Source organism: Sulfurospirillum sp. UCH001, from assembly GCF_001548035.1.
Taxonomy (GTDB): Bacteria; Campylobacterota; Campylobacteria; order Campylobacterales; family Sulfurospirillaceae; genus Sulfurospirillum.
In genome coordinates this window covers 157,791-183,150 of record NZ_AP014723.1, presented here as the reverse complement: position 1 = coordinate 183,150, position 25,360 = coordinate 157,791, and the positions used below count along the sequence as shown (strand labels likewise).

Below are 25,360 nucleotides of genomic sequence, written 5' to 3'. Positions count from 1 at the left end.
CCTACCCCTACACCATTGGTCTATAAAAAATTGCAAGTGTAAGTAAAACGATCATACCTACAATCATCCACCTGAGCATATCAGAGAGATTTCCACTTTGCATTTTTCTGGCATTTTGCCCTGTTGAATAAATAATTCTTGCAATTAAATCTACGGTAAAGTCCACAATTTTTGTATCAATTTTTTGCCATGCAAATGTTGCCAATGCACTAAATGGTCGCATAATATACAATTCATACAATTTTGGAATGTAGTACTGATTACTCAATAGTTTGTAACCAAAACTTCCCTCCCATGATTTTGGGAAACCTCCACGTCTGTACATATAAACGGCAAATGCTATACCGCTTAGGGCAATTCCAAGTGTTCCTGCAATTAAAAGGACTTCTGTTCCATGCTCAATGTGAATTTCATATTGGGCTAAAAGACGTGTAACAAATCCTTCAAAAGTATGTTCAAAGAAACCTGCGATAACCGCTAAAAGTCCTAACGGAAGCAGTGCATAAATAACAAACGGTTGTGCTTCATGTGGATGCAAACCATACTTCACATACTCTTTTTCGCCAAAGAAAACGAGCATGACTAAACGGAAGCTATAAAACGCTGTCAAACCAGCACCAATGAAAAGTGCAAACCACAGAAAATACGCTCCCTCATTAAAGGCAACTTCCAAGATCTTATCTTTAGAAAAGAAGCCTGCAAACGGATAAATTCCAGCTAATGCAACAGAAGCCACACTCATCAAAATAGCGGTTGCTTTCATTGAACCATAAAGTCCACCCATCTTTTTAATGTTCAGTTCATCATGCATCGCGTGCATAACGTTACCAGCACCAAGGAATAGCAATGATTTAAAAAAAGCATGTGTCATAAGGTGGAACAGTGCAATCCAATACGCACCAAGTCCTGCTGCAACAAACATATAGCCTAATTGTGAGAGTGTAGAATAAGCAATAATACGTTTAAGATCGTTATTGACGAGTGCCATAGAAGCAGCAAACACGGCTACAAAAGCTCCAAGAGAAGCAATCGCAAAGCCCACTTCTGGGATAAGGCTATACAGTTCTCCACAACGAATGACAAGATAAACACCCGCAGTTACCATGGTTGCGGCATGAATAAGCGCTGAAACAGGCGTTGGACCTTCCATCGCATCTGCAAGCCATGTATGGAGTGGAAATTGTGCTGATTTACCCATTGCACCGATAAATAAAAACATACCGATGGTAGCAAGAAGTACAGGATCCATACCTTTAACACTTGCGAAAACATCATCGTATTGGAAAGAGCCCACATTCCAGTAAATAAGAAAAAGTCCCATAAGCATGCCAAGATCGGCGATACGGTTCATAATAAACGCTTCATTTGCTGCCCACGAAGCGGAGTGTTTGTGGTACCAAAAACCAATCAGTAGCCATGAACAAAGCCCCACACCTTCCCATCCAATGAAAAGACCTACAAAGTTGTCACTCATGACCAAAATCATCATTGAGAAAACAAACGCTGAAAGGTACGAGAAGAAGCGGTTAAAGCTCTTATCATGGTCCATATAACCGATAGAATAGATATGAACAATCGTTGAAACGAGTGTTACCGTAACCATCATAATAACAGAGACTTCATCAACAACAAAGCCAAATGGAATCTCCAAGTTACCTGCTGCGATCCAATCCATCATCGTGACATGTAACGGTCCATAGGTATTGACATCAATGAGCAACACAAACGATGAAATCATTGAAATCGCAATAAGCATAGAAGCCACAATACCTGTAAAAAGCATCTTCGGGCGTGCCGCAAAAATGGCCACAAACAAAGAGCTTACCAAAGGTGCAAAAAGTGCTGTATAAAGATATTTTTCCATGCTTACCCTTTCATCATCTGAAGGCTATTAAGATCAACAGAACCATTGCGCTTGTACCATAAAATAAGAAGTCCAAGACCAACAGCGACTTCACTTGCCGCTACTGCAATGATAAAAAAGGCAAACATTTGCCCCGTAAGATCCCCGTAGTATTTAGAAACTGCAACAAAACCAATATTAATAGCATTGAGTAAAATTTCAGTTGAGAAAAAGAGCATCAAAAGATTTGTACGTCGCATAACACCTACAAGTCCGATAGAAAATAAGATACCTGTTAAAATAAGGTAATGAGTTAAGGTAATCATTTGACCTCCTTTGCTTCTTCTACTTCATCATCTTCAATCGCTAAATATTCATCCATTTTTTTACTTGCCAACACAATGCCCGCAATCATGGCAACTAAGAGCATAATAGCCGCTAACTCAAACGGTACCAAATATTTTGTAAATAAAACAATTCCGATCATCTGTACATTGCCCACATTATCCATGCTTGGATACGAAGCTTGAATATTTTCCGAAACCAGAGGAGCGCATAAAATCGCAACCACTAAAATGGCACTAATGACAGAAAGCGTATAGGCAATTTTTTTAGAACGCATTTTTTCACTGACATCTCTTGTTGTATCAAAAAACATCATACCAAACGCGTACAGAGCCATAATTGCGCCTGAATAAACGACAATTTGAACAACCCCTAAAAACTCTGCATCTAAAATAAAGAAGAAGCCAGAGATAAAGATCATTCCGCCTGCTAATGCGCTCATGGAATAGAGTGCATTACGACTCATAACCACAATCGCAAACATACCAATGGTGAGTGCGGCAAAAATATAAAATGCAATAATTTCAAACATGGCAACCTCAATACGCTAATGGTGTTTGTTTCACGTTTTCGTCAGCATTATCACTTAATGCACCAAAACCTGGAAACTCTTTTTGTTGTTTGGCTTTAAAAGTATCAAGAGGAGTAAGCATATCGTCTTTAAGGCCAAAATGGGCTCTCTGCTCGCTAGCATTTTCATACTCCACCCCATGTACAATAGCAAGTTCTGGACACACTTCTGCACAATACCCACAGAAGATACAACGACCAAAGTTAATGCTATATTCACTAACAACTTTACGGCTTTTTTCATCCACATGTGTTTCCATGCGAATACAATTAGCAATACAAATTTTTTCGCACAATCCACACCCGATACATCTCTCATTACCGCTTTCAAATAAACGAAGCAAACGGTGAATTGCTCTATATCTTGGGCTCATTTCAAATTTTTCTGCTGGATACCGAATCGTATGAATATCAAAACGAATCATCTCTCTTAGTACAATCCAAAGTCCTACGAAAAGCTCACTTTTAAGCGTTCGTCTTACAACTTTTTTAAACGCTTGCCATCCATTTTCTGGTTTTTTTTCACCATCAAAAAAGATGTAACCAGGGGCAATGTTACGTTGTTTAAAATCTTTTAATTCCATCCCTGCCTCCTAAATTAGCACAAAGCCAGTAATCAAAATATTGATTACTGCTAAAGGCATTAATACTTTCCAACAGACCCACATCAACTGATCAGGTCTGATATGTGGCCATGCTGCTCTCACCCACAAGAAAAGGAATACCCACAATGAAACTTTTAACAACATTGCAATAGCACCAGGAATAAACCAGATTGGATTATAACCACCCATAAAAATGATGCTTACAAGGACAGAAATCGTAATCATATTGGCATACTCACCGATGAAAAAGAGACCCCAACGCATACCTGAATACTCTGTTGCATAACCTGCAACAACTTCTGCTTCAAACTCTACGGTATCAAAAGGAGCACGGTTGGTCTCCATAAATCCTGCCATTGCAAATAAAATAAATGCTAAAGGTTGTTTCCAAACAAGCCAATGTGTTACACCACCATTTTGGTAGTCGTTAATATCAATCAATGAAAGTGAACCTATCATCATAATCGGTGCAAGGACGGACAAACCACTGACCACTTCAAAGGAAAGCATCTGTACAACCGCACGTGCTGCACCTAAAAGTGACCATTTATTAGCACTACTCATACCCGCAAGCAGTGGTCCATAAATACCCACCGATGCAACACCCATGACATACAGAAGTGCTACGTTAATATCGGAGATAATGGGGTGAATCACATAGCCAAAGAGTGTGAATTCTGGAAAATACGGCACTGCTGCCATCGCAACAAATGCAGTGACTGCAGCAATAACTGGGGCAATCATAAAGATTGGTTTCACCGCATTTTGAGGGACAATATCTTCTTTTGTGAAGAGCTTGATACCATCAGCTGCGAGTTGTAATAAACCATACGGTCCAACGTGCATCGGTCCAAGACGGCGTTGCATAAAAGCGAGCACTTTTCGTTCAATAAACGTTGCAAAGCCTGCCATACCTGCAACAACAGCTACAACCACTACCGCTTTGACAACGGTTTCAATAATGACAGCGGTTTCAAACATGAGAAACTCCTTTAATCACTACATGCGCAAATCGATACCCATCTTTAAAGAATGGTGTGGTGTCGATTTTGGTATCAAACGTTGGAAGATAAGCGATCAGTCCATCGATCATTTTCTCTTCTTTGAGTGCAATTACCAGTTTCTCACCTGCCTCATTTTCAACGGTAACAACAGAACCATCTTGAAGATTTTTTGCTTCCAAGAATGCAGATGAAACATAAAGCGCTCCTGCTTCATTAAGCTGATGTGCTTTGTTTGTAAAGGCGCTAAATTGATGTACAGGGTTAGCTCTATAGACTACATCGCCCTCTTTTGTTGAGAAAGGCGCTATTGGCTCAACCTCATCATGGCTTGTAACACTGAAAGAGGAAAGTGCATACCCTCTATTTTCTGTACCATCGTTTTCATAACGATTTGGCAAATTATCAAACTTCTCGTTCTTAAAGCCTTTCTCACTTGGTAAGTACGGCGTATAATCAATCGTCCACTCTGCTTCCAATCCAAGAGCATTCGCGATGTCATTCAGACAATAGCCTTTGAAATGCAATGCCGCATTGGTAGGAACAACGCGCTTGTTCATGGAAGAGAATGTTCCCTCTTGTTGGTTCAGAGCAGGCATAGAGAGATCACCCTTACCTAAGCTACTGAGTGTAAAGTCACCCTTGACGTTATAGCCGAGCGTAAAATTGCCCTTGGCATCATCCAAATCACAGATGAGTGAAACACCCAGTGTATTGGTGCGTGATGGGATGATGACTAAAGAAAACGCTGTAAAACGCTCAATCAAGCCTAAAAGTTTTGCAATATTTTCAGCTCTTGGATGTGTGTAAAGATCTTCACCAACGATGAGACTAAAGCTATCTTTTTTATCTAGCAGTTTTGTGATTTTCTCGATTAAGTCCGCTTCTGCTCCAATCATACTGACTAAAGCATTGGTGTCGATTTCAATCTCTTTATCTACCAGTTTTGTAATGGTGTTCACCACTTCTTTTTCTTCACCACTCTCTTCGTCTTTCACCATCTCTTTGACTTCTTCTTTGACGCTCTCTTGGATAGTTTTCTTCTCTATGGTGTGAAAAGATGCTAAGTAGTCTACAACACTCTTAGGCATTGCCTCTTTGTCACCAAAAAGATCGAGCAACAGATAAGCAATGGCTTCTTCTGTACCAATGTTATGGGTAACACTGAGTAAATTTTTAGAATATGCCGAAACAATAGGATCAGCCACAGGATGGAGATATACCCCCGCACCTTTGTTCATACCAATCGCATTGTTCATCGCATAGCCTGCATTTGGGCTATCGGTTTTAATCGCTGTACCAAAACTGACAACAAAATTAGAAGAGCGAATACTCTCTAAATTGCCACTGTATAAGCTTTTTCCTGATGTACTTGCAAAATTCTTGAGGAAATCTTGATACACTTTAGCATCAACATTCACGAGCTTATAACCAAACTTCTCTTTGAGCTTTTGAAGGATGAGCGCCTCTTCATTGGTGATATAGCTGTCAAAAGCAATGGTATCAACTTTGGTTTTTAAAAGCTCAACGGCTTTATTAAAGGCAGCCTCATCTTTACCTGCAACTTCATTGTGGAAGTCAAAACCATAACGTGCCGCGGTATGTAGAGGTGCATAGTTATGTTCGCTACTGACACGATAAATTTTAGGTTCAGGATTGCTAATACTTGTATGCTTCACATCATAAAAAAGAAGTGAACAGTCTGAACTGTGTGGATTTGCTGCAGGGATTTTTTTAAGTTCCCATGCATTGGATGTGTATTGAAAATCTGTTCCAACGAGTGCGCCTACAGGACAAACTGCTGTACATTCACCACACTGCGTACAATCGAGTGTTTCAGCACCACTTGCCACTCCAATGATGGATTTTTGGAGCTTGTTCCACATCGCGTATGCGTCTTTTTCGGTTTTATCTTTCCATGATTTATCAAGCTCAGCGCCCCCTCTAGGAACTGTTTTAAGCGCTGATTCACCGATCATATCTTTACAAACGGTGACACAACGCTCACAGACAATACACAAAGAAGAATCGTAGTGGATTTTACCCCAATTTTTAGTCGGGCGATGCGTATCAGCAATGCAGTGATGTTGACTATCGACACCCATATGTAAGGTGTAGTTTTGGAGTTCACATTCACCACTTTGGTCACACACACCACACTCTAATGGATGGTTGATGTCATAGATCTCCATGATCGCTCTGCGCTCTTTTTCGATCTCTTCCGTTTTAGTGATGACGCTCATACCCTCTTTGGCGCGAGCATTACAGCTGTAAGCACGCTTACCATCAATATCCACCAAACACAAACGACACGCTAAGGTTGGTGAACAGTTGGTGACATAACAAAGCGCTGGAATAAAGATACCATTTCTGCGCGCAACACCTAAAACGTACTCACCCTCCGTTGCTTTACACTGTTTTCCATCTATGGTTATTAAAACATCGCTCATTGCACTTCTGCCTTCACTATTTTTACTACATGGTAGGGATAGCTAGAATCCGCTTTTGCACACGACATTAAAGCGATCACGCCTTTTAAACTATCATCACGTACAAAGGTACGAGGATAGACCTCTTGGTTGATAGTAACATTTATTTTGTCGCCACTTTGAACTTTGGCTGCCATTTGAAACTGGGCTGAGCCTATCAGTAAATTCTCTTCATCCTTGCTCATTGCAGGGCATTGATAGACCACAACACCATCAAAACTTTTTATATCTTCAACGTCTTCTAAAACAGTTTCATTTTTTGTTTCAACTACCATCTCAGGCGTTGCACCGACAATACATAATTTTGCTTTACCGTACATTGCAATTAAGCCTGCAAGATGCGCTATATTTGAGGCTCTTGGATGAGAGATCAAATCATCACCTAAGACAATGAGTACATTTTGAGCTTCTTGATACAATGCTTCGATCTCTTCGATCTCTTCTTCACCAAGATTACTCTCTGCGCTAATATAGCCTTCATCTAACGCTTCAAAGTAATTTTTAATGGTTTCTGGAAGTTTGGATTGCGCAAGAAAACTTTTGGCTAAAAGCGCAAAAATACCCTCTTCAGAACCTACTTCATAACGACTAAAAAACGTACTTTTTTCAACGAGTGCTTGATCTTCCATTGTGAACAGATAGACTACTTTTGCGTTACTCTCACGCAAACTCTCTAACAGAGCTGTGTCATGGCGTGATGGAAATGTTCCTACACACAAAATAAGATCAAATCCTTTACAGGTAAAAGCAAATTGATCACAACGTGATTGATTTAAAGATTCTATAAATTGCTTCTTTGCCATTACTCTACTTCACTTTTCACTTTTTTTACGACAATCGTCCAGTCTGCTTCATTGAACTTCAACGAATTCATCAATGTCCAACCTGCTTCTTTAATCACATCTGCACTTTTTTGAACAGGAGAGAAATCACCAATCTCAAACATAAAGATAGATACTTCGCCCATAGAAGTCTCATCAATAATCTCAAGCATACGCCCGTAAAAATCATCGCCCAAATGGCGTAAGTCATAACGTTGCATTGCCTCTCCTATCTGTCAATTTCGCCAAAAACGATGTTAGCATTACCAATGATTGCTACAACGTCAGCTAAGTATTCACCTACTAAAATTTCTTGCAAAATTGCTGTATGGAAGAAACTAGGTGCTCTAAGTTTTAATCTGTATGGGTACGGATCACCTTGTGAATTAATGTAAAAACCTAATTCTCCTTTTGGCGATTCCGTTGCCACATATACTTCGCCCACTGGTGGACGCATACCTTGTGTTACTAAAACAAAGTGTTGCATCAATGAATAATTTTGTGTCATGATTTGCTCTTTTGGAGCGGAAATGTACCCAGGTGCATGTGCCATAATTTCAGGTGATGTTTGGGCATACATTGGAATCAGTTGTTTTAAAATGCGAACGCTTTGTCGCATCTCTTCCATATGAAGCTTATACCTTCCATAACTATCACAGGTTGTACTCACAGGTACATCAAACTCGACTTCATCATAAAGCTCATATGGTTCTTCTTTACGAATATCCCATGCGATGCCAGAACCTCTTAGCATAGGACCAGAACAGCCCCAGCTTTGTGCTTGCTCAGGTGTTACCACACCCACATCTTCTAAACGCATTTTCCAAATACGGTTTTGATCTAGCAAGCCTTCGTAATCAGCGATATCAAGTGGTAAATGATTAATAAATTTATTAAGATTGTCTATCCAACCTTTGGGCAAATCAAGTGGAACACCACCGATTCTGACCGAAGAGTGTGTTAAACGTGCACCACAGTAGTCTTCAATCAAATCAAGTGTATACTCTCTCTCCCTAAATGCGTAAAGGAAAATGGTCATAGCACCCACATCAAGGGCATGCGTTGCAAGCCAGAAAAGATGAGAAGAGATACGATTGAGTTCTAGTAGCATCATACGAATGACCTTCGCACGACGAGGCACTTCAAGACCAATGAGCTTTTCAACTGCTAGGGCAAAGCCGTAGTTATTGGCTGTTGCTGCAATGTAGTCCATTCTATCGGTGGTTGGCAAAAACTCATTATAGATCATATTTTCAGCCATTTTCTCCATACCACGATGTAGATAGCCAATATCTGGAGTTGCTTTGCTCACTTTTTCGCCATCGAGTTCTAAAATGAGACGAAGCTGACCATGTGCACTAGGGTGTTGAGGACCAAAGTTAACGATCATATGATTGTCTTCACGCTCAAAAGCAATGTTTTCAAAAAACGGTTTTAGACGATTGACTTTTTGCATGATTAGTATCTCTCTTTCACAATTTTGGCATCTTCTTTTTTGAGCTTTTTCACGATAAACACTCCACCTTCTTCTTGGTAGTCAGTGACTGTTTTTTCGCTACTAGGTTCTGCACCAAAAGGAACTTCGTGATTAAGGCGTGCAAAACGATAGGTATCGCTCTCATCGACACGTGCGCTATCTCTTTCTTCTGGTCCTATGATATCGCGGTACTCTTTGCCAAAAATTTTATCGATTTCATACCATTGTGCTACTTCGTCACCATGCAATGGATACGTTTTACGAAGTGGATGATCATACCAATCATCAGGCATTAAGATACGTTTCATATACGGATGTCCGCTAATGATAACACCAAACATATCATACATCTCACGCTCTGCCCAATCGGCACTTTTATAAACACCAATGACGCTTTTAAGTACTTCTTTTTCTTGAATAAAACATTTTACACGAAGGCGTTTACGCTTTGAGGTTGAAAGCAGTTGGTACAAAATCTCAAACTCACCACTTTTCGCTAACCAATCAATCGCACTGTGTTCACTTAAAAAATTATACGAAAGTTCATCTCTAAGAGTTTGCAATACGCTTACATTGTCTCTTGGGTCAATATAAATAACTAACTGCCCTCTTTGAATATAGGCTTCTTTAATCTCAAACTTTGTTTTTAAAACCGATACATCATTGGCAAAAATTTCATCCGTTTCTACATCTTCTTTAGGAATCTGGGGTGCTACAAAATAGCGGTCATTGTAATACGCTTTTTTTTGAACGTTTTGTTTATCGCTATAACTTCTCATCATACCAACCTTTTAGGAGCAAGTCTTCGTGATGCTTTTTCAGTGCGAATTTTCTTTTGCAAAAGCATCAATGCGTATTGAAGGGTTTCTGGACGAGGCGCACACCCTGGAAGATAAATATCAACAGGAACGATACGATCCGCTCCTTGAACCGTTGCATAAGTGTTAAACATTCCTCCGGTATTGGCACAGCTTCCCATACTAATGACCCATTTTGGATCAGGCATTTGATCGTACAAGCGACGCATAAATGGTGCATGTTTTTTTGTTAATGTTCCAGCAATAACAATCACATCGGCTTGTCTAGGGCTTGCTCTAAAAATTGTTCCAAAACGATCAAAGTCATAACGACTCGCACCCGTAGCCATCATCTCAATTGCACAACACGCAAGTCCATAGGTTAACGGCCACAACGAGTTACTTCTACCCCATTGAACCAGTTTATCCACTGTGGTGAGTGCCACAGGAAGCCCTGCTTCTTGAAGATAATTTATCTTATGCTGTGCCATTCGAGCGCTCCTTTTTTCCATGCATATACAAAACCTATTGTCAGAATAATCACAAATAAAATCATCTCAACAAAACCAAACATACCAAGAACTTTAAAATCAACTGCCCATGGAAACATAAAGATAATCTCTACATCAAACAAAATAAACAAAACTGCAAAGAGATAAAAGTGTGCAGAAATTTTATTGGGCTGCTTGGTTACTTCTGGTCCACACTCATAAATTGTGAGTTTAAGCTTTTCTGTATCGAGACGTGCCATACTTCGACTGACAACACGAGCCAATACAGTGATGCCATAAAATACAACTGCACCAAATGCGAGGAGGAAAAAAGCTCCAAAATAAGGATGGGCAAAATCCATATGCGACAAAGAGGTCATCATCATTCCTTCATTTTTTATACAACAAATCCATCTGAACGTTCAAACTAAACGCTCAAAAAGACCTGTTAAGATCTTAATTCATAAAACCAACAGATTTTGTATCGCCAAAAGCACCTTTAGTTTCGCGATCAATGGAGAGTTTAAAATCTTCAAACGTAAACAGTGGTTTCGCTTTTGTCGCTACCTTTAACGCTGTATTTTTGAGTACCACCTTGATTTGACCTCCTGTGAGAGGATACGAAGCAAGTTTTTCTACATCTAAACCCTCTTCGTATTGTGCATTTTCAGGTAGCAACTTTTTCCAAAGCTCTATGCGCTGTTTCAAATCAGGTTTTTCAAACGCGATTTTATAATCAAAACGACGTGAGAAAGCTGGATCTATCGTCTCTAAAAGGTTTGTTGTTGCAATAAGTAGTCCATCGAAACGTTCAATCTGTTCTAAAAAAATATTTTGCATTTGATTATGCATTTTATCAGCACTCGCTCCGCTATCAGTCGAGCGTGCACTTAAAAATTGATCCGCTTCATTTAAAAGCAATAAAGGTTCGCTTTTTGTCTTTTTACACAATTCTTTATACGTATCAAAAATATTGCGTACATTTTTTTCACTCTCACCTACATATTTTGAGAGAATTTTTGAACAATCAAAACTAAGCACTCTTTTTTTCATTGATTTTGCGAGCGAAAGAGCTGTCATCGTTTTACCAGTACCAGGAGGTCCATACAGTATGATCTTTGCATCAATACCACTACGACGCTCTTTAATACCCCATTCACGAAGCAATTTCACTACATTTTTATCGATCTGTTTAAGTAGGTTATCAAGGACTTCTTTTGTTTTAGGGTGCAAAATCACATCATCCAAGCTGGTTTTTGGATCAATCAACTCAAAAAGCTCTTGCTCACCAATGAGCATATCAAGCTTGATTTTTTTACTTTTCTTCTCTTTATTAGGATGCATAATCTTCTGCAAAATTTCTTCAGAGATAAAAAAGCTTCGTGTCACACCACCAAAAGTACTGAGCATCTCATCATAATCAATAATCAAATTTTCGATCAATTTTGAACCCTCTTCCAACAAAGAACGGTTTTTGATCTTCTCATAATCATCAACGCTAATAAGACTAATAAGCGTGTTCATATCGCGTAAGCTTTCAAATTCTCCAGCGTACTCTTCTTTAAGAAGTGCAAGAAAAATAAGCTGCTCTTTAGGATTGAGTTCATTTTCCTTAAAAATATTCTCAACAACAATCTCGTTTTGTGTTACTTTTATACGCTCAATAATGCGACTCTCTAAAAGCTCCAGCTTATTTTTCAGGCGTCCAATGCTTGGTGCATTTTCAGTAGCATTATGCTTTGTTTGGCTTAGTTTTTGATAGAGTTCGATGCGAAAAAATTGATCTTTCAAATATTCAAGATGATCTTCATATGGCGTAACATCTGGTAACACTACTTCAAGGGTTCCTTCCTCTAGTAGTTTTAAAAAAGCGGAACTTAGTGTTACTGTACTGTTCAAAAGTTCCAAATTTGACACATCCATAACTTTAGAACTTAGAAAACTGTTTTGAACAATCCACCCTTGTTCAATCAAATCTTTGACTAAAGGGAGTTGTTGCAAATGGGCATATTTTTTATCACCAAAAAGTTTGATCAAACCATCTGCAACACCCATATCAACACTGCCAAGGACGTATTCCTTGGTCATCATCTGTAAAAATTTTGCTTCGTCAATAGAACATTTCAGGTGCTCATAAATTTGTGATGTTTGAACCGTTTTACTCTCTAAAAAATCAACCAAATACTGCAATACAAAACCTTTTAATCCAAGTAAAAAAAATATAGTGTATCTTATAATGACAAGATGATGATAAAAGAACCCTTTGATTAAAAAGTTAATCTCTATTTTTTACGTAAAAATCCGCCTGCTTGTACTTTTTCCTTTAATACACGCTTTAAAACTTTACCTGTTGCATTTTTTGGAAGCTCTTCAACAAAGTAAATGTGTTTAGGTAACTTGAAATTTGCCAAATGTTTTTTAAGATACTGGCGCAATTCCATTTCTTGGAGCTCAACTCCTTCTTTTGGTTGGATAAATGCTAGAACGTCTTCATCTTTTGTTTCATCTCTAAGCCCAATAACGGCAACCGCATCAACACCTTCGTATTTATAAATAACCTCTTCAATTTCCCTTGGATAGATATTGATACCTTTTGAAATAATAAGGTCTTTTTTGCGATCAACAATGTAAATAAAACCGTCTTCATCTTTTTTACCCAAATCGCCTGTTAAGAGCCATCCATTCATAATAGTTTCATCCGTTGCATCTGCATGATTAAGATAGCCTTGCATAACACAATCACCCTTAACCATAATTTCGCCCACTTCTCCTGTTTTCACTTCCATCATCTCTTCATTCACAATTTTGACTTCATAACTTGGAAGTGGTAATCCAACAGAAAGTGCTTTTTGACGATCGAGGCGATTGACTGAAACAGCAGGTGAACACTCACTCAGACCATAGCCTTCTAAAAGCGTTGCTTTTTTAAATTTAGCGTTGAATTCATTCAAAGATTGCTCACTGAGTGGGGCACTCCCAGAAATAAAAATACGCACCTTGTTAAACCACATAAAATACCATGGAATTTTTGCCTTTAAAAGGGCATTGTAAAGCGTAGGGACTCCTAAAAAGATTGTTACTTGTTTTAGAAGTGTTTGTTTAAGAACATTCGCAAAAGGAAAAACAGAGCGAACAATTACAATGCTTGAACATGTAAACATAGGAAGAAGTACCATAATAGAGAGCGTAAATGAATGGAACATTGGTAAAAAGACAATAAAACGATCTTTTTCTGTGATTTGAAATGAGATCGAACCAGCAATAGCATTAGAAAAAAAGTTTCGATAAGAGAGCATTGCCCCTTTAGGTTTACCTGTTGTTCCTGATGTATAGACGATACACGCTAAATCATCTAAACGAGGGCTTTTTGCTAAACGTTCATGTGTCTCAAGACTTGCATCAATTTCTGTAAAACTATAATTGCGCTCATCTAAATTGTCGTATTTATCTGTCCAAACAATTTTCTCAATTTTTGTAGTATCAAGTAGATTTTTAGTCTCATTGGCGAATGAAGCCGATGAAATGAGCATACGTGCACCACAATCATTCAGAATGTATTCAAACTCCTCTTTTTTCAAAAAGGTATTTAAAGGAACAGCAATAGCACCAATTTTTGTAATGGCAAACAAGGAGACAACAAACTCTTCAGAGTTGCCAACAATCATGGCAACTCTGTCTCCGCTTCTAATCCCGCTAAATTCTAAAAAACGCGCAAAAGTATCGATGTTTTGCTTGAGCTTTGCATACGTTACTTTGCGATCATCTATAAAAATAGCTGCCTTTTTAGGGGCATTTTTGGCATTTGCCTCCATGACCTCATAAAAGTTCTGATACGGATAACTTAACATGTTTAAAACTTATATTTAAATGAAGCTGTTAAAAGATGAGCCCCTGAATCACTAAACGTTCCATAAGGTGCTGTCGTATTGCTACCAGATCTATTTGCAACTGTTCTATCTTCTTTATCATCATATAAATACGCTAGACCCATTTTTAGATTTTGAGTCACTTTATACTCAAAACCAATGGAGTACAATTTGGCATCTGAATCAGGAAGTTCAAATCCAAGAGTATTTGTAGGTACAGGTGATTTATCAATAGCGAAACCTAACATCATTTTAAGATTATCAGTACATTGGTGACTTAAACCAATACGATACGCATTAGAATCTTTCCAATTTTTTGCTATTGGACTATCAAACCCTGCTAAAGCTCTATCGTAATCAAAATCTAAATCTTTATATGATGACCAATAGGTTCGCTCAAAAACAAACTCAACGGTTGTTTTATCATACGTATATGCTGTAGCTAACGCTAAAGAAGCAGGGAGAGGGATTGTAACAGATGCACCGCCATTATAGCCACCAGCAATTAATGGATGCACCAATGTTGCATCGCCTTCAACCGTCAAATCTATTTTTGAACGATAGGTAGCTGCAAATGTTAGATCTTTGATAGGCTTATAACTAAATGCTAGGTTATAACCAAAATCAATCGAATCTCCTGTTAAATCTCGTACTGCATTGGTACCTAAACCATTAGCATTACTTTTTACTACACCATCTGTGTAAACACCACGTAATCCAAAACCTAAAGATAATTGATCATTTACAAGATAACTGACCGTTGGATTGACTTCAATGACTTTGAGTGTAAATTCTTCAGCTGTTGCTTTTGCAAAAGCTTCATCCCAACGTTTTGAAAGACCTGCAGGAGCTGTGATGGATAGACCATAACGCCAGTTTCCTACCATTGGAGAGACATAATGTAAGTTTGGCATTAAGAAATTTTCTTCTTTAGAGTCGCCACTCAACGCATTATTTTGCGCATCTGTGTATTTTACTTTTGGCAAATTAATATATGTTAATGCCATTTCTGTATAAGCACCTTGTGCCATAAAAGACATATTTGCGGGGTTATAATAACTGGCATCTGCACCATTTGCACCAGCGACATAAGCAGCACTAAGTGCTACTGAGTTTAGAGATTGCTCAGGAATGCGATACCCTGAAGCTAAAAGTGTCGCCGCACTAAGACTTAATAACGTGACTACTCTTACTGTTTGTTTCATATATTATCCTTAGAATTTTTTATTTGACAAGACTATAAAGCAGTGCAATTTCTTCTGCCCATATCGACTCATCGATTGTTTCAAGTACTAAAGGGATGTCATTCATGCGTTCGTCATTCATGATAAATTGAAATGGCTCAATTCCTAGTTTTCCTTTACCAAGAGAATCATGCCTATCAACACGAGCGCCCAAATCAGGCTTAGAATCATTCAAATGCATGCCTTTAAGATACTTAAATCCGACGATTGTAGCAAATTTTTCCATCGTTTGCCTATAAGTTTCTTCTGTTCGTATATCGTAACCAGAAGTAAATAGATGGCAGGTATCGATGCAAACCCCTACCCGTTCTTTATCAATCGAATTAGACATGAGGTAGCTTAAATGTTCCATTTTGTAACCAAGATTGCTTCCTTGCCCTGCTGTATTCTCAACAACTAATGTCACACCTTTTGTTTGACGCAACACTTCATTCATCGAAGCACTAATGAGCTCTAAACATCCTTCTTCGCTTATTTGCTTAAGATGACTTCCAGGATGAAAATTGAGCTTATCTAAGCCTAACATTTCACAACGTTTTACTTCATCGATAAACGCATTGAGTGATTTTTCACGTGCTTCAGGTTCTGGATGACCGAGATTGATCAGGTAACTATCGTGAGGTAGAACATGCTTGGGTAAAATCTGCGCAATCTCTAATTCACGTTTAAACCTATCAATTTCTTCTAGTGTTAAAGATTTTCCTTCCCATTGACGTTGATTTTTTGTAAAAAGTGCAAATGCTTTTGCTCCAATTTTTGTGGCATTAATAGGAGCATTAAATACTCCACCACTTGCACTCACGTGTGCTCCAACAAATTTCATCAAAATTCCTTTATTGTAATGGTTTTAGGCGTAGTAAAATACCGTTTTTTGTATCTCTAAATGTGAGATTTTGTCCTTCGACTTTGTAAACAAGATGGCTATTTGAAAACTCCAATTCTTGCTCAAAGCCCATACTCGTTTGTTTAAGATTTTTTTTCTCATAAATAGGCTGCTTAGCAATGATGTCTTGCATCAATCCTGCATAATGTTCTTCTTGAAAAAATTGCTGGTTAAAAGCCAACTTATCCATACATCTTCCATCCAAACAAATATTGCTGCCCATCATTTCAAGATTAAAAAGTACACTTCCTGCAGAAAAAATTTGTACATTGGTGTAGTCTTTACCTTGATTGATAAAGCCAGTATCAGAAAGTGCTATCTGTTTATTTTTAATCGTAATCACATAGGTTTCAGAAGAAGTAATCTCCTGTTTTGTTGCACAGCCACTTAAAAAAAGCGCTATCCAAAGAGTTGCATACCAAACTATTTTCATACGTGGCACTCCTTGCAAGTTCCTTTAAGTACAATACTCTTTACTTCTCCCTCGACTTTTCCCAAATCAACATCCATACAGGTAATTTGATGGCAATGTTCACAAATAAAATGGGCATGTGTTGTACTGGAGAGTTCAAAATACCATTTACGATCATCGCTTTCAAACTTATGTACAATTCCTGCTTCCTCAAACATAGCAATGTTTCGGTAGAACGTCGCTTTATCCATTATAACGTTCATTTTTTCTTTGATTTGTTCATAATTAAGGGGATGATGCGCTTCTTTTAATACCTCTAAAATAGAGGAACGCGCGGCTGTAAACTTGATGTCATGTTCTTGAAACAATGTTTTAATCTGTTCACTCATAATTGTCCTCATTAGTTAATAGTGAATGGTATCGAAAAAAGTATTAAGTCACAACTAAGTTGCATTTGATTAAGATTTCACCAAAATTATGCAACTTAGTCGCAAAGGATAGGTTATGAAATCTTTTTTCCTCTTTTTCTCTTTTCTTTTTGGTTCACTTTTAAGTGCTGCTCCAACGGTGACCGTCAGCATTCTTCCTCAAAAATACTTTGTTGAACAAATTGCAAAAGATTATGTCAATGTTAATGTCATGGTAGTTCCTGGGGCTAATCAACACACCTATGAGCCAAAACCTGCTCAAATGAAAGAGCTCGCCAAATCAGAGGCTTATTTTAGTATTGGTGATGGCTTTGAAAAAGCATGGCTTCCAAAATTTAAAAGTAGTAATCCAAAAATGCTCATGGTCGATACCGTCAAAGGTATAGAAAAAATAGCAATGGCAGAGCACCATCACGAAGATGAAAAAGCAAATTCAAAAGGAAATGTGCATCATGACCATGAAGAAGAGAGTCTTGACCCCCATGTTTGGCTTGATCCTACGTTAGTAAAAATTCAAGCTAAAAATATTTATGAAGCACTAATAGCGCTCTATCCAACACAAACCAATGAATTTACAAAAAATTATGAAGCGTTTCTTGTTTCCATAGATGCACTAGATGCAACCATCCAAAAAACACTGAGTGATATTAAAAGCCGTAAATTTATCGTCTTCCACCCTTCTTATGGCTATTTTGCAAAACGTTATAACCTAGAGCAAATTGCTATTGAAGTGAGTGGTAAAGAACCAAAGCCAAGTGAACTTGCTACTATCATCAAAGAGGCAAAAGAAGAGAATGCTAAAGTGATTTTTGTCGCTCCTCAGTTCTCACAAAAAAGCGCCGTGAGTATTGCAAAACAAATCAATGGAAAAGTTGTTCCTATTGATCCCCTTGCTTACGCTTGGAGTGAAAATCTTTTAAGTATCGCCAAAACCTTTCAATCAGAACTAAAATGATATAATCGTTTTATGCAAAACGACATTCAAATCAATCACCTCTATTTTAGTTATGATGGCGCTACTGTCTTAGAGGATATTAACCTTTCATATAACAAAAATGAATTTTTAGCCATTATTGGACCCAATGGTGGTGGTAAAAGTACATTGCTGAAGATGATGATAGGCTTGTTGGAACCAGAACGTGGCGAAGTGTTACTTTTTGGTGAAAAACCTTTACAGGTTAGTCATGAAATCGCGTATGTTCCTCAAGATACTATTGCCAATAAAGACTTCCCCATCAAAGTGATGGATGTTGTTCTTATGGGCAGACTCTCTAAATCAAAAGCCTTTGCAACGTATTCTAAAGAAGACCGAGAAATAGCACTTCGTATGCTTGAGAGAGTCGGAATGAAAGGCTTTGAAAATCAAAAAATCAATACGCTTTCTGGCGGACAACGTCAGCGCGTTTTCATTGCCCGCGCTCTTGCGTGTGAAGCAAAAATCATGTTTCTTGATGAACCAACCGCAAGTATCGACACGGCAGGTCAAATCGATATGTTTAAGCTCCTAAAATCGCTCAATGAAACCGTAGGCATTGTCATTATCAGCCATGACATCAATGTTGCTCTCAATTACGCCACCAAAGTGGTGCATGTCAATCGAACACTTTTCATGCATGATGTACCAAAAAGTCAAAATTTCAGAGTTTTTGAAAATCAAAATGAACATGTTTGTCCTGTTGAACTCATCAGCGCGACACGCTGTAATCATACACATAAAGAGCGCGCATGATCGATATATTAAACTTTGATTTTATGCAAAACGCACTTTTAGCTTCACTTTTAGTCAGTGTTATTTGCGGTGTGATTGGAACATTAACCGTTATTAACCGCATGGTTTTTATTGCAGGTGGTATTGCCCATGGTTCATACGGTGGTATTGGGTTAGCCCTCTATTTTGGCATTGCACCAATGCTTGGCGCTTCACTGTTCTCACTGTTTTTAGGAGCAATCATTGCCTATATTACTCATCAAAACAATGCAAGGCTTGATGCACTCATTGGCGTATTATGGGCATTTGGTATGGCACTGGGTATCATTATGACAGATCTTACGCCTGGCTATAATGTCGATCTTATGAGTTATCTTTTTGGTGCCATTTTATCAGTAACACAAGAAGACATTTACGGTATGAGTACCGTGCTTGTTGCAGTCCTTGCCTTTGCAATCATCTTTTACAAGCAGCTTTTAGCGATGAGCTTTGATGCGCAATTTGCTAAACTTCGTGGCATTAACGTTACACTGCTCTATTTTGCATTAGTGTTGATGGTCGCACTTGGAGTTGTCATTATTATTCGTGCAGTTGGACTGATCTTAGTTATTGCATTACTTACTATTCCACCGTATATTGCAGAAAAGTTTACCAATTCTGTAGGAGGGATGATGGTTGTTTCATCGCTTCTTTCAGCTCTATTCTGTATCGTAGGATTATATCTCTCTTATAGCTTTAACCTTAGCGGAGGAGCTTCCATCATTTTAGTTGCTACAACAACCTTTTTTGCACAACTGCTTTATAGTAAATACATCAAATCCTAGACTGCATTTTTCCGTCTGCGGTATTGTTCCATAAAGTATGAACCGAGTTCTGCAATGAGCATACCGCATAAAATCATTACCGCACCACACATTTGTGGAAAAGTTAACAATTCATTTGCGAAAAAATAACCAAAAATACCTGCACTTACAGGCTCCATCGTAAAAATAATCGCTGTTTTTGCAGCTGTGGTAAAACGCTGCATTGCTGTTTGTACCCAAAAAGCAAAGATCGTTGCAAAAATAACTGTAATCGCGATTGCATTCATAAACAACATGTCGGTTCTAGGAGGAATGATAGAACCCTCCATCACTAAACCACCCACTAATGAACATATCCCCACCATAAAAAATTGAATCGTTACGAGAAGATATACATTATGTTGTCTAGAGAGATGCCCTGTAAATACAATATGCAAAGCAAACATCATTGCACAAATAAATGCATAAAACTCTCCTAATGAGAAACCTAACTCATTATTGAGCGTTAAGAAGTAAAGTCCTACAGAAGCGACGATAGCACCAAGCGTTGAAAACATTGATGCTTTTTGTTTAAAAATAAGATAAGTCACAAAAGGAACAACAATAACACTAAGTCCTGTGATAAAGCCAACAGTTGAAGAGTACGTATATGTCAATGCAAACGTTTGAAAAGCATACCCTAAAAACATAAAAAGACCTAAAAGAGCGCCTGCTTTTAAAACCTGAAGATTAAGATAACGAAGTTGTTTAAATGAAATGAGAGCCATCAAAAGGCCTGCTAAACAAAATCTCCAAAATAAAAACGTATACACAGGTGTTTCATTCACCGCAGCTTGCACCACAAAAAAAGTACTGCCCCATGCCACAGCAACCATCAAAAGTAAAAAATCTGCACCCAATTCTCTTAATTTATGACTAATCAATACACACCTCAGCTTTGATAAAAACCGAAATTGTATCACAATGGAGTGTAGAAATACAGAGCACTTCGATCAAAAAATATACAAAAGAGAAAATTTTATTTATCTCTCTTCTAAGAACATGATATAATCAAAACTTAGTAAAATATTTTTATACTTATTTAATTTTGGAGGCTCTTTGTCATGGTGCGAAACATTAGAATTTCCCTTCTCTCAGTTCTCCTTCTCTCTTCTTTTTTAAACGCTCAAGGTAATGGTGAAGCCCTATTTAAACAATGTGCGGGTTGCCACGGAGCCGATGGACATAATAAAGCTTTTGGCAAAAGTGGTATTATCGCTGGACAAAGTGTTGAAGAACTCATGGAAAGTCTAAAATTTTACAAAGAAAGTGAATTTAAAACACATAGTACATCACTTGTTATGTCTAAGCAAGTCAAAAATATGAATATGCAAGATATTATTGATGTTGCAACGTATATCTCAAAATTAAAAAAATAACGCTTTAAAGGATGACGAATGAAGCCTTTATGCATAGCATTGCTTCTAGGACTTTCATTGCTTTCAACACATTTACAAGCAAGCACCGTTAAAGGAAAAAATTTTTACGCACAAAATTTAAAATCTGCGTGTGGTTTTAATGGTGAAATTATGGGTAAAAAACATACGGTCAAAGAATGGAAAACTTTTTATGACAATAATCAACTCTATCTTGCCATTAAAGATCTTTGCCCAAATGCTCCCTTAATTACAGAAGAGAAAGATCTAACTAATTTGTACCATTTTTTAAGTTCCTTCGCTAGTGATAGCGGTAATGTACCTTCATGTAACTAAAGGATTTTCTCGTGTAAATATATTAAAACCCTTTATCTTACTTTTATATTCTACTGCTACAATTATAGTTTACGCCATATAATGAAAGAAAGGTTTGAATGAGTCAAGCTATCGTTCACATGGAAAATGTCGATAAATATTACGGCACGTTTCATGTTCTTAAAAATATTAATTTTTCTGTTACCGAAGGTGAAATTGTTGTCATCTGTGGACCTAGTGGTAGCGGAAAATCAACTCTTATTCGCTGCATCAATAAACTTGAAGAAATTGACAATGGTGAAATCATCATTGATGGATACAATCTTTATGATAAAAAAACGAATATTAACCAAGTACGTGCCGAAACAGGTATGGTTTTTCAACACTTCAATCTTTTTCCTCACCTTACAATTCTAGAGAACATCACCATTGCACAACGAAAAGTCAAAGGTATGAGTAAACACGATGCTAATGAAGCAGCACTTAAACTGTTAGAGCGCGTAGGGCTTGTGCATAAAGCAGAAGGCTATCCTAATGAACTCAGTGGTGGTCAAAAACAGCGTGTCGCTATTGCTAGAACATTAGCGATGAAACCTAAAATCATTTTATTTGATGAGCCAACAAGTGCCCTTGATCCTGAAATGATCGGTGGTGTTTTGGATGTTATGCGTGAACTAGCTCACGAGAACTTTACCATCGTTTGTGTTACACATGAGATGGGCTTTGCCAAAGAAGTTTGTGATCGTATTGTTTTTATGGATGAAGGTGTCATTATAGAAGAAGCAACCCCTGAAGCATTTTTTGCTAATCCAAAAACTGAACGTGCTCAAAAATTTTTACAAGAAATATTAACACACTAAAAACTACATCTTTAAGGAGAGAAGGAATGAAAAAACTGTTAGCAGCATTACTCGTAATGCTAGGCATCAATGCTATGGCTGATGATATCAACCTATGGCAAAAATCAACCTTGAATAGCATCGTGCAAAAAGGTGTTTTAACTGTAGGACTAGAGCCTGGTTATATGCCTTTTGAGATGAAAGACAAACAAGGTAACATCATCGGGTTTGATGTTGATATGGCAAATGAAATGGCAAAAGCAATGGGCGTTAAGCTACAGCTTGTACCAACGGCTTGGGATGGCATTATTGCAGGTCTTTTAACAGGCAAATATGACATTATTATGTCTGGTATGACCATTACACAAGAGAGAAATCTCAAAATCAACTTTGCTGATCCTTACATCAGTGTTGGACAAACCATTCTTGCACCTAAAAAACATGCGGGCAAAAAATGGAGTGATTTGGATAAACCAGAATACACTATCGTTACAAAAATTGGTGTAACCGGTGAAATTGCAACACGTAAAATGTTTAAAAAAGCTAAAATTAGAACATTTGAAACTGAAGCAGATGCAGCACAAGAAGTACTTAACGGTAATGCAGATGGTTTAGTATATGACAAACCATACAATGCTATTTTCTTTGCTGAAAAAGGTAAAGACAAGCTTGTACACATTGACGAAGAACTCACTTATGAACCTCTAGGTTTTGCTATTCGTAAAGGTGATCCAGATTTCCTTAACTGGCTCAATAACTTCTTGAATCAAACAAAACATGATGGCACATACAAAAAAATCTATGACAGATGGTTCACAGATACTTCTTGGCAAAAAAAGGTAATGTAAGCAGTGGCTAAAGGAAAACAAAATCTTTTGCACAATAAAGCATTCGGTCACGTAGTGGCCGTTGCTTTCTATGTTGCTGTTGGGTACCTACTCTTTATGGCTGCCTCCAATATGAATTACATTTGGAAGTGGACCAGTGTTCCAAAATATTTTGCTTATGAAAAAACGGACACTGTCTCTTCACCATTAGATGGTACTGTTAGAGTTCGCGGTACAAAAGTTATTATTCAAGGGCAAGAAGACAGTAAAGAAATCGAGATTGAAAAAGGTTATGTACTTCAGGTCAAAGATGGTGATAATGTCTATGCAAATGACACTTTGGCACAGATTACCTCTATGCAAATAGGACCTTTACTCGAAGGATTAATCGTTACACTTGAGATATCAGGTTTAGCAGCAATTTTAGCTTTCTCTATAGGCTCTTTGCTTGCATTTATGCGTATTTCCAATTTCCAGTTCTTAAAAGATATTGCAACTGTTTATATTGCTATTATCAGGGGAACACCTCTTCTGGTTCAAATTTTTATTTTCTATTTTATTATTGCTACCATTTTTGAATTAGAACGCTTTTTAGCAGGCGCTATATCGTTGGGGCTCTTTTTTGGAGCTTATATCGCAGAAGTTTTACGTGGAGCTATCCAGTCTATTGATAAAGGTCAGTACGAAGCAGCGAAATCTCTTGGTATGAACTATACTCAAACAATGGTATATATTATTATGCCTCAAGCACTTAAGCGCGCACTTCCGACACTTGTTGGTGAGATGATCGCACTTGTCAAAGACTCTTCGTTAGTCTCTGTCATTTCTATTACAGATTTAACTAAAGTAGGTCGAGAAATCGTTGCAAATACCTTTTCACCTTTTGAAACATGGCTTATTATTGCAGCAGTCTATTTTTCGATTACATTCTTACTCTCAGTACTTGGACATAAAATCGAAACAAAAATGAAACAACAAGGTGGTATGTAGGCTTAGGCTTACATACTTCTCTTTATTACACTATATACTCTTTCAATTCATTCTTTAAATCTTCTAAAATTTCATGTTCTCGTTGTGTGATATAGTGAAGTATCTTTTGGCTCATCTCTCGATTAGGAAAGATACGCATACAATAACGGTATGAGTCTTTATACTCTATAACATTAATCACTTCGCCTTGTACTTCAATTCTTCTATCGCCTTCTGTTGCAACAGAAGCACTATTGAGTTCAAACTCAACAAGCACTTTAGCGCCAACAAAAATGCCATTATTATCATTACTTACAACACCTAAACCATTCATAGAGAGATCATAAAGTCTTCCGCTCGTTTGAAGATTTCCAAATTGATGTAAAAAGACTTTTGCAACAATATCAGGATGCACACGAATAAATTCTCTTTGAAGTGCTGGCATATTGAGAAGATAGATAAAATTCGTAAGAATGACTGTATTGGCTTGAAAATTGTTGTAAACAATGTCAGCTTTGAGATGTTTATTGAAATAGTTATTTTTAACGATAAAGGCTTGACCATCAAGCTTCATTGCAATTTCTTGTAATTTATCAATACGAAATGTCACATTCTCGCCCTCAATCTCAACAATGCTTGCCTCAGAACTGATCGGCACGCCCTTATAAAGATTAAGAAACACAATATTTTGTTTCTCTTCTTTCATTTGATGAAATGCATCAATAATATTGTTTGTAGGTGAAAACATCACATCATCACTAAAACTAATATCAAACGCAGCAGTAGAATTACATACTTTTGGCGTTACTTCATTTTCAATAAGATTAATAAAATGGCTTAGACAACCAATTAAAAGTTCTACTTGTAGGGGAATACCATGCTCACGTGTAAAAGAGATATAGTTCTCAATAAGATAAAACATACTGCGATTGATAAGAAAACCTATCATAATGCCATCTTCATGCATTCGAATGAAAAGATCTTCTCTTAGCTCACTGATATCATAATCACATTTGAAAAGTCCCTGATAGATGTTCAAAGCTATCTTTTTTGACTCCTCTTTTGTAATTGCTTTATCATAGCTTGAGCACAAGCAAACAAAGTAATCTACAAAAGATGCCTCAAACTCTTTTAAAAAAAGCGCAGATGTGGCCAAAAATTTCTCTTTGTCACTTTGGGAAACAGTCTCTTTTTCCATCGAAGTGTCCATAA

Annotated in this window: 28 protein-coding genes; 8 read left to right on the top strand and 20 right to left on the bottom strand. The window is 37.6% G+C overall.

The genetic code is table 11. The features are described 5' to 3' along the window. Window positions 1-7 precede the first annotated feature (7 nt). The 18 genes from nuoL to UCH001_RS00860 form a co-directional block, all read right to left on the bottom strand. Complete coding sequence (nuoL, locus tag UCH001_RS00945) at window positions 8-1,864, bottom strand: NADH-quinone oxidoreductase subunit L (protein WP_067173029.1); 1,857 nt, start codon at window positions 1,862-1,864, stop codon at window positions 8-10. Window positions 1,865-1,866: 2 nt separating this feature from the next. Further along, window positions 1,867-2,169, bottom strand: a complete 303-nt coding sequence (gene nuoK / locus UCH001_RS00940) for an NADH-quinone oxidoreductase subunit NuoK (RefSeq protein WP_067173026.1) — start codon at window positions 2,167-2,169, stop codon at window positions 1,867-1,869. Further along, on the bottom strand, window positions 2,166-2,720 hold the full coding sequence (locus UCH001_RS00935; protein WP_067173023.1) for an NADH-quinone oxidoreductase subunit J: 555 nt from the start codon (window positions 2,718-2,720) through the stop codon (window positions 2,166-2,168). Before UCH001_RS00935 ends, nuoK begins: the two co-directional genes overlap by 4 nt. 7 nt (window positions 2,721-2,727) lie before the next feature. Then, a complete protein-coding gene (gene nuoI, locus UCH001_RS00930; RefSeq protein ID WP_067173019.1) occupies window positions 2,728-3,342 on the bottom strand; it encodes an NADH-quinone oxidoreductase subunit NuoI in 615 nt (204 codons plus the stop codon). Between the two features lie 9 nt (window positions 3,343-3,351). Then, window positions 3,352-4,344: an NADH-quinone oxidoreductase subunit NuoH gene (gene nuoH / locus UCH001_RS00925; RefSeq protein ID WP_067173016.1), complete on the bottom strand. Its 993-nt coding sequence runs from the start codon at window positions 4,342-4,344 to the stop codon at window positions 3,352-3,354. After that, the gene (locus tag UCH001_RS00920) at window positions 4,337-6,814 is read right to left on the bottom strand and encodes an NADH-quinone oxidoreductase subunit G (protein ID WP_067173013.1); all 2,478 of its coding nucleotides are present in this window, start codon (window positions 6,812-6,814) and stop codon (window positions 4,337-4,339) included. The genes nuoH and UCH001_RS00920 overlap by 8 nt, the downstream gene beginning before the upstream one ends. Continuing rightward, window positions 6,811-7,656 (bottom strand): hypothetical protein, encoded by an 846-nt coding sequence (locus UCH001_RS00915; RefSeq protein ID WP_067173010.1) that lies wholly within the window; start codon window positions 7,654-7,656, stop codon window positions 6,811-6,813. Before UCH001_RS00915 ends, UCH001_RS00920 begins: the two co-directional genes overlap by 4 nt. Continuing rightward, the gene (locus UCH001_RS00910; protein ID WP_067173007.1) at window positions 7,656-7,895 is read right to left on the bottom strand and encodes an NADH-ubiquinone oxidoreductase subunit E family protein; all 240 of its coding nucleotides are present in this window, start codon (window positions 7,893-7,895) and stop codon (window positions 7,656-7,658) included. Before UCH001_RS00910 ends, UCH001_RS00915 begins: the two co-directional genes overlap by 1 nt. An 8-nt stretch (window positions 7,896-7,903) precedes the next feature. Then, the gene (gene nuoD / locus UCH001_RS00905) at window positions 7,904-9,130 is read right to left on the bottom strand and encodes an NADH dehydrogenase (quinone) subunit D (protein ID WP_067173004.1); all 1,227 of its coding nucleotides are present in this window, start codon (window positions 9,128-9,130) and stop codon (window positions 7,904-7,906) included. Window positions 9,131-9,132: 2 nt separating this feature from the next. Next, complete coding sequence (locus tag UCH001_RS00900) at window positions 9,133-9,933, bottom strand: NADH-quinone oxidoreductase subunit C (protein ID WP_067173001.1); 801 nt, start codon at window positions 9,931-9,933, stop codon at window positions 9,133-9,135. Further along, window positions 9,930-10,439 carry an NADH-quinone oxidoreductase subunit B family protein gene (locus UCH001_RS00895; RefSeq protein WP_067172997.1) on the bottom strand — a complete coding sequence of 170 codons (510 nt, stop codon included), beginning with the start codon at window positions 10,437-10,439 and terminating at the stop codon, window positions 9,930-9,932. The genes UCH001_RS00900 and UCH001_RS00895 overlap by 4 nt, the downstream gene beginning before the upstream one ends. Next, window positions 10,421-10,819, bottom strand: a complete 399-nt coding sequence (locus tag UCH001_RS00890; RefSeq protein ID WP_371258009.1) for an NAD(P)H-quinone oxidoreductase subunit 3 — start codon at window positions 10,817-10,819, stop codon at window positions 10,421-10,423. The genes UCH001_RS00895 and UCH001_RS00890 overlap by 19 nt, the downstream gene beginning before the upstream one ends. A gap of 76 nt (window positions 10,820-10,895) precedes the next feature. Further along, window positions 10,896-12,629, bottom strand: coding sequence for an ATP-binding protein (locus UCH001_RS00885; RefSeq protein WP_067172994.1), 1,734 nt, complete (start codon window positions 12,627-12,629; stop codon window positions 10,896-10,898). A gap of 92 nt (window positions 12,630-12,721) precedes the next feature. Beyond that, on the bottom strand, window positions 12,722-14,287 hold the full coding sequence (locus tag UCH001_RS00880) for a fatty acid--CoA ligase (RefSeq protein ID WP_067172991.1): 1,566 nt from the start codon (window positions 14,285-14,287) through the stop codon (window positions 12,722-12,724). A gap of 2 nt (window positions 14,288-14,289) precedes the next feature. Further along, a complete protein-coding gene (locus UCH001_RS00875; RefSeq protein ID WP_067172988.1) occupies window positions 14,290-15,510 on the bottom strand; it encodes an OmpP1/FadL family transporter in 1,221 nt (406 codons plus the stop codon). 19 nt (window positions 15,511-15,529) lie between these two features. After that, on the bottom strand, window positions 15,530-16,372 hold the full coding sequence (nfo, locus tag UCH001_RS00870) for a deoxyribonuclease IV (protein WP_067172985.1): 843 nt from the start codon (window positions 16,370-16,372) through the stop codon (window positions 15,530-15,532). A gap of 10 nt (window positions 16,373-16,382) precedes the next feature. After that, window positions 16,383-16,865: a hypothetical protein gene (locus UCH001_RS00865; RefSeq protein ID WP_067172982.1), complete on the bottom strand. Its 483-nt coding sequence runs from the start codon at window positions 16,863-16,865 to the stop codon at window positions 16,383-16,385. Further along, window positions 16,862-17,233, bottom strand: a complete 372-nt coding sequence (locus tag UCH001_RS00860) for a Fur family transcriptional regulator (RefSeq protein WP_067172978.1) — start codon at window positions 17,231-17,233, stop codon at window positions 16,862-16,864. The genes UCH001_RS00865 and UCH001_RS00860 overlap by 4 nt, the downstream gene beginning before the upstream one ends. 115 nt (window positions 17,234-17,348) lie before the next feature. Between UCH001_RS00860 and UCH001_RS00855 the strand changes: the two genes are divergently transcribed. Genes UCH001_RS00855 through UCH001_RS00845 form a run of 3 tightly spaced genes read left to right on the top strand, consistent with a single transcriptional unit; the run spans window position 17,349 to window position 19,804 of the window. Further along, window positions 17,349-18,227 carry a metal ABC transporter solute-binding protein, Zn/Mn family gene (locus tag UCH001_RS00855; RefSeq protein WP_067172975.1) on the top strand — a complete coding sequence of 293 codons (879 nt, stop codon included), beginning with the start codon at window positions 17,349-17,351 and terminating at the stop codon, window positions 18,225-18,227. 12 nt (window positions 18,228-18,239) lie between these two features. Beyond that, window positions 18,240-19,001: a metal ABC transporter ATP-binding protein gene (locus UCH001_RS00850; RefSeq protein WP_067172971.1), complete on the top strand. Its 762-nt coding sequence runs from the start codon at window positions 18,240-18,242 to the stop codon at window positions 18,999-19,001. Continuing rightward, window positions 18,998-19,804, top strand: a complete 807-nt coding sequence (locus UCH001_RS00845) for a metal ABC transporter permease (protein WP_067172968.1) — start codon at window positions 18,998-19,000, stop codon at window positions 19,802-19,804. The genes UCH001_RS00850 and UCH001_RS00845 overlap by 4 nt, the downstream gene beginning before the upstream one ends. Here the strand turns inward: UCH001_RS00845 and UCH001_RS00840 are convergent. Next, on the bottom strand, window positions 19,801-20,706 hold the full coding sequence (locus tag UCH001_RS00840; RefSeq protein WP_067172965.1) for a DMT family transporter: 906 nt from the start codon (window positions 20,704-20,706) through the stop codon (window positions 19,801-19,803). The two genes, UCH001_RS00845 and UCH001_RS00840, sit on opposite strands and share 4 nt — an antisense overlap. 180 nt (window positions 20,707-20,886) lie before the next feature. On the opposite strand from UCH001_RS00840, the gene UCH001_RS00835 reads away from it, so the two are divergent. The 5 genes from UCH001_RS00835 (at window position 20,887) to UCH001_RS00815 (ending at window position 24,169) form a co-directional block, all read left to right on the top strand. Then, window positions 20,887-21,201 (top strand): c-type cytochrome, encoded by a 315-nt coding sequence (locus UCH001_RS00835; protein ID WP_067172962.1) that lies wholly within the window; start codon window positions 20,887-20,889, stop codon window positions 21,199-21,201. A gap of 18 nt (window positions 21,202-21,219) precedes the next feature. Continuing rightward, window positions 21,220-21,534 carry a hypothetical protein gene (locus UCH001_RS00830; RefSeq protein ID WP_067172959.1) on the top strand — a complete coding sequence of 105 codons (315 nt, stop codon included), beginning with the start codon at window positions 21,220-21,222 and terminating at the stop codon, window positions 21,532-21,534. A 98-nt stretch (window positions 21,535-21,632) separates the two neighbouring features. Further along, window positions 21,633-22,373 (top strand): amino acid ABC transporter ATP-binding protein, encoded by a 741-nt coding sequence (locus tag UCH001_RS00825; protein ID WP_067172956.1) that lies wholly within the window; start codon window positions 21,633-21,635, stop codon window positions 22,371-22,373. A gap of 26 nt (window positions 22,374-22,399) precedes the next feature. Next, window positions 22,400-23,200, top strand: coding sequence for a transporter substrate-binding domain-containing protein (locus UCH001_RS00820; RefSeq protein WP_067172953.1), 801 nt, complete (start codon window positions 22,400-22,402; stop codon window positions 23,198-23,200). Between the two features lie 3 nt (window positions 23,201-23,203). Next, on the top strand, window positions 23,204-24,169 hold the full coding sequence (locus UCH001_RS00815; protein WP_067172951.1) for an amino acid ABC transporter permease: 966 nt from the start codon (window positions 23,204-23,206) through the stop codon (window positions 24,167-24,169). Between the two features lie 25 nt (window positions 24,170-24,194). On the opposite strand, the gene UCH001_RS00810 is transcribed toward UCH001_RS00815, so the two are convergent. Further along, window positions 24,195-25,346 (bottom strand): PilZ domain-containing protein, encoded by a 1,152-nt coding sequence (locus UCH001_RS00810; protein ID WP_067172948.1) that lies wholly within the window; start codon window positions 25,344-25,346, stop codon window positions 24,195-24,197. Between the last annotated feature and the right edge of the window lie 14 nt (window positions 25,347-25,360).

Excerpts from the sequence above, each read along its gene's own strand:
- nuoL (WP_067173029.1), bottom strand. The coding sequence starts at position 1,864 with ATGGAAAAATATCTTTATACAGCACTTTTTGCACCTTTGGTAAGCTCT.
- nuoK (WP_067173026.1), bottom strand. The coding sequence starts at position 2,169 with ATGATTACCTTAACTCATTACCTTATTTTAACAGGTATCTTATTTTCT.
- UCH001_RS00935 (WP_067173023.1), bottom strand. The coding sequence starts at position 2,720 with ATGTTTGAAATTATTGCATTTTATATTTTTGCCGCACTCACCATTGGT.
- nuoI (WP_067173019.1), bottom strand. The coding sequence starts at position 3,342 with ATGGAATTAAAAGATTTTAAACAACGTAACATTGCCCCTGGTTACATC.
- nuoH (WP_067173016.1), bottom strand. The coding sequence starts at position 4,344 with ATGTTTGAAACCGCTGTCATTATTGAAACCGTTGTCAAAGCGGTAGTG.
- UCH001_RS00920 (WP_067173013.1), bottom strand. The coding sequence starts at position 6,814 with ATGAGCGATGTTTTAATAACCATAGATGGAAAACAGTGTAAAGCAACG.
- UCH001_RS00915 (WP_067173010.1), bottom strand. The coding sequence starts at position 7,656 with ATGGCAAAGAAGCAATTTATAGAATCTTTAAATCAATCACGTTGTGAT.
- UCH001_RS00910 (WP_067173007.1), bottom strand. The coding sequence starts at position 7,895 with ATGCAACGTTATGACTTACGCCATTTGGGCGATGATTTTTACGGGCGT.
- nuoD (WP_067173004.1), bottom strand. The coding sequence starts at position 9,130 with ATGCAAAAAGTCAATCGTCTAAAACCGTTTTTTGAAAACATTGCTTTT.
- UCH001_RS00900 (WP_067173001.1), bottom strand. The coding sequence starts at position 9,933 with ATGATGAGAAGTTATAGCGATAAACAAAACGTTCAAAAAAAAGCGTAT.
- UCH001_RS00895 (WP_067172997.1), bottom strand. The coding sequence starts at position 10,439 with ATGGCACAGCATAAGATAAATTATCTTCAAGAAGCAGGGCTTCCTGTG.
- UCH001_RS00890 (WP_371258009.1), bottom strand. The coding sequence starts at position 10,819 with ATGACCTCTTTGTCGCATATGGATTTTGCCCATCCTTATTTTGGAGCT.
- UCH001_RS00880 (WP_067172991.1), bottom strand. The coding sequence starts at position 14,287 with ATGTTAAGTTATCCGTATCAGAACTTTTATGAGGTCATGGAGGCAAAT.
- UCH001_RS00875 (WP_067172988.1), bottom strand. The coding sequence starts at position 15,510 with ATGAAACAAACAGTAAGAGTAGTCACGTTATTAAGTCTTAGTGCGGCG.
- nfo (WP_067172985.1), bottom strand. The coding sequence starts at position 16,372 with ATGAAATTTGTTGGAGCACACGTGAGTGCAAGTGGTGGAGTATTTAAT.
- UCH001_RS00865 (WP_067172982.1), bottom strand. The coding sequence starts at position 16,865 with ATGAAAATAGTTTGGTATGCAACTCTTTGGATAGCGCTTTTTTTAAGT.
- UCH001_RS00860 (WP_067172978.1), bottom strand. The coding sequence starts at position 17,233 with ATGAGTGAACAGATTAAAACATTGTTTCAAGAACATGACATCAAGTTT.
- UCH001_RS00855 (WP_067172975.1), top strand. The coding sequence starts at position 17,349 with ATGAAATCTTTTTTCCTCTTTTTCTCTTTTCTTTTTGGTTCACTTTTA.
- UCH001_RS00850 (WP_067172971.1), top strand. The coding sequence starts at position 18,240 with ATGCAAAACGACATTCAAATCAATCACCTCTATTTTAGTTATGATGGC.
- UCH001_RS00845 (WP_067172968.1), top strand. The coding sequence starts at position 18,998 with ATGATCGATATATTAAACTTTGATTTTATGCAAAACGCACTTTTAGCT.
- UCH001_RS00835 (WP_067172962.1), top strand. The coding sequence starts at position 20,887 with ATGGTGCGAAACATTAGAATTTCCCTTCTCTCAGTTCTCCTTCTCTCT.
- UCH001_RS00830 (WP_067172959.1), top strand. The coding sequence starts at position 21,220 with ATGAAGCCTTTATGCATAGCATTGCTTCTAGGACTTTCATTGCTTTCA.
- UCH001_RS00825 (WP_067172956.1), top strand. The coding sequence starts at position 21,633 with ATGAGTCAAGCTATCGTTCACATGGAAAATGTCGATAAATATTACGGC.
- UCH001_RS00820 (WP_067172953.1), top strand. The coding sequence starts at position 22,400 with ATGAAAAAACTGTTAGCAGCATTACTCGTAATGCTAGGCATCAATGCT.
- UCH001_RS00810 (WP_067172948.1), bottom strand. The coding sequence starts at position 25,346 with ATGGAAAAAGAGACTGTTTCCCAAAGTGACAAAGAGAAATTTTTGGCC.